The 3840-nt window shown below is 35.5% G+C and carries 1 protein-coding gene; it reads left to right on the top strand.

Annotation, left to right across the window (positions count from 1 at the left end):
* A partial coding sequence (locus tag ACFIKX_RS07680) for a type ISP restriction/modification enzyme (RefSeq protein ID WP_375661233.1) occupies positions 1–3462 on the top strand: 3462 nt, incomplete at its 5' end.
* Positions 3463–3840 lie beyond the last annotated feature (378 nt).

The raw sequence follows: 3840 nt of genomic DNA, 5'->3' as shown, positions 1-3840 counted from the left end.
ACAAAGCTCTTTAATAAAATTATCAAATCTCATATTGATGATTTCCTTCAAACCGTTCCCTTTCTAAACTGTGAAGTAAGACATATTGACGGAACGCAAAGCGTCAAAAAACGCAATGAGGAATTGGATTGGCTTAAAGAAGATGCGGGGCAAAATGTTTGTCGGATTTTAAGCAATGTTCGGTGTCTGTCTGAAGGGATTGATGTCCCTGCTCTTGATGCCATCATGTTTTTACACCCGCGCAATAGCCAAGTCGATGTGATACAGGCGGTAGGGCGTGTGATGCGTCGTGCTCCAAATAAGAAAACAGGCTATATCATTTTACCCATTATCATTCCTTCACACTTAGAAGCCAAAAAGGCTTTAAAAAACAATAAGAGATACCGTGTTGTTTGGCAAGTTTTGCATGCTTTACATTCTCATGATGAAAGGCTTGCTCGAACAATTAATCAGATGTCTTTAGGACAAGATAGCAGCCATACGATTGAGATTATAGAGATTAAGCGTGCCAATGAATTAAAAGAACTCACCACAACGGTTGATGAGATCTCGATACCATCAAAAGCAGAAAGTTCTGGACATACCATTGGAACAGCAGAAAGCAAATCTCAATCGGTATCTGGAGGACAAGAAGACTTATTCCGCCGTTCTGAATTTTTTGATTTTGTCAAAGCCATTTTTCTGGATAGTTTTAAAATCACGGATTATTGGGGCATTTGGGCGAACAATGTTGCTGAGATTGCTCAAAACCATATCACGCATCTTCAAAACCTACTTGCCGATGAAAGTAGTGAAGCCTTTCATGCTTTTGATGCCTTTCATAAGGAATTAAAGAACAACGTCAACAGTGAAATCAAGCAAGAGGAAGCGATTGAGATGCTTGCACAGCATCTTGTCACGCGTCCCGTGTTTGAAGCCTTATTTGACGGTAATGAATTTGTACAGAACAATGCTATTTCGCAAGCAATGGATAAGATCTTAACGGAACTGGATAAAACCAATATCGAAGAGAAAACGAAAGATCTTGATCAATTTTACAAAAGTGTCACGTTCTGTACAGCGGGCATTACCAAAACGCATGCAAAACAGAATCTTATTATCAAACTTTATGAAAGCTTTTTTGCCAAGGCATTTAAGAAAACCACAGATAAGCTTGGAATTGTTTACACGCCCGTTGAGGTTGTTGATTTTATTATTCATTCCGTTAATGATGTTTTAGAGCAAGAGTTTGGAAAAAGCTTGGGATCACGGGGTGTCTCTATCCTTGATCCTTTCACCGGAACGGGTACTTTTATCACGCGGCTGTTACAATCTAAACTGATCAAACCAGAGGATATGGAATACAAATTCCGTCATGATATCCATGCCAATGAGATTGTTCTCTTAGCCTATTACATAGCAGCGATTAACATTGAATCGACGTATCATAGTCTTATGAAAGGAGAGTATATTCCTTTTAAACATATTGGCTTAACCGATACGTTTCGGATGCTTGAAGAGAAGAACTTACTACAGGAATTGTTTAAAGAAAACAGTGAATATTTAGAACATCAAAAGAAGATGAATATTGAAGTTATCTTTGGAAATCCTCCTTATTCAACAGGTCAAAAAAGTGCTAATGATAATGCAAAGAATACACCTTATCCGATATTAGATGACCGCATTCGTGAAACTTATGCCGCTCAGTCAAATGCAAATCTTATACGAAATCTATATGATAATTATATTCGTGCCATTCGCTGGGCTAGTGATCGTATTGATAATGCTGGAGTAATCGGTTTTGTTTCTGGTTCTGGTTACATAGAAAAGTCTACAATGGATGGTTTACGAAAATCTTTAGCCAAAGAATTTAGCAGTATTTACGTACTCAATTTACGAGGAGATCTTCGCAAAAATATGTTAAGCAATGGAGTTGCTCAAGAAGGTGAAAATGTTTTCGGCAATGGAAGTATGACTGGTATTGCTGTAACCTTGTTTATCAAAAATCCCAATGCTATTGGACCTTGTAAAATTTACTATCATGATATTGGTAATAATCGTACGATAAAAGAAAAACTTACAGCTCTGGAATGTTTTGGTAGTGTTGGTGGCATTACGGATAAAAAGGGCTGGCAAGTAATTGCACCAGATAAGCATGGTGATTGGATACATCAACGTGATGAGAGTTTCGAAACATTCCTAGCTTTAGGAGATAAGAAAGGACATAATAAAAAGCTCTTTAAAACGTTTTCTTGTGGTATCTCAACTAGCCGTGATGCGTGGGCATATAACTCAAGCCGTGAAGCTTTAGCTAAAAATATGCGTAATATGATTAATTTTTATAATAGTGAAGTGAAACGTTTTAATGATATTTATCACACTGACTGTAAAACACGTACAAAAATTGTAGATAATTTTGTAAATTCAGATGCTAAAAAAATCAGTTGGAGTCGTTCTCTTAAACAACAATTAATTAGTGGAAAGATTTTCGAATTTGAAGATAAATACCTTATTCAAAGCCTCTATCGCCCTTTTACACAACAGTGGCTTTATTACAATCGCATTTTTAATGAGAGAGTTTTACAATTCTCTATAGGGAAAGCGGTAAAAAATAAGGTAATACAAGTTACAGGCGTAGGAGCAAGAAGTGGATTTTCTGTTTTGATGAGTAAGGATTTACCTAACCTTCACGCAATAGATACAGGTCAATGCTTTCCAAGATACTTTTATGAAGATATTACCTCCTTAAAATCTAAAGATAATAACCAGTCACATTTATTTACGAATTCTATAGAAAAAAGCAACAATGCTGATTTACAACGCCGTGATGCCATTACAGATGCGGGATTAGCACATTTTAAAGCAGCTTATCCTAATGAAACCATAACAAAAGATGATCTATTCTATTATGTTTACGGTCTTTTGCATTCGGAAGATTATCGCGCCCGTTATGCTGATAATTTATGCAAAGAATTGCCTCGTATCCCTTGTGTAAAGAGTGCTGATGATTTTTGGAAGTTTGTAACAGCAGGGCGTGAACTGGGTCATTTGCACGTGAATTATGAAACTGTAGAGCCTTATCCCGTGACCTTTAAAAAGGGTAATCCAAAACAGACAGAGATCTCTAATCCCGAAAAATTCTATTATGTAACTGAAATGAAATTCGCAAAAATTAAGAATAGTAAGGAAAAGGATAAATCGACTGTTTTTTATAATAGCAATATCACAATAACAGATATCCCTCTTGAAGCTTATAAGTATATCGTCAATGGCAAACCTGCTCTTGAATGGGTTATGGGGCGTCAATGTGTAAAGACTGATAAAAAGAGTGGCATTGTCAATGATGCCAATCGCTATGCTGTTGAAACCATTGGCAACCCTGCCTACCCTCTAGAGTTATTTCAAAAGGTTATTACCGTAAGTTTAGAAACAATGAAAATCGTAAAAAAACTACCAAAATTGGAAATAAGAGAAACTGAATAACTTATAAAGCATGCTCACATAATGGGTATGATAAACTCATAAGGGGTATAAGGTTTTATACCTATAGGTTCTTATATCCCTTTTATAAATTGCTGACATACAATCTTTAAAAGGATAATTTATCATGCGTTATTTAAAAAGAAGAAACTTGCACTTTTAGATACTCTTATTTACATTGCCTTTAAAAGATTAAACCGTAATCTAAAATGATAGCTTTATTGTTATCAGAAGCTTTATTTAAAGAGGGTTATGTATATTCATTTTCTTATATTACTTATAGGTTTTGAATGTTTCTACCCCCCCAAAACCCTTACAAAACATAGAGCATTAGTTGAATTTATAGGTTGTACTATTGATATAGGTTGTTTTTTGAAAAAT

The sequence above is a fragment of the Bartonella sp. CM86QHHN genome (assembly GCF_042194695.1).
Lineage (GTDB): Bacteria > Pseudomonadota > Alphaproteobacteria > Rhizobiales > Rhizobiaceae > Bartonella.
The sequence above is the reverse complement of the archived record's forward strand: the minus strand, read 5'-3'. Positions and strand labels throughout refer to the sequence as shown.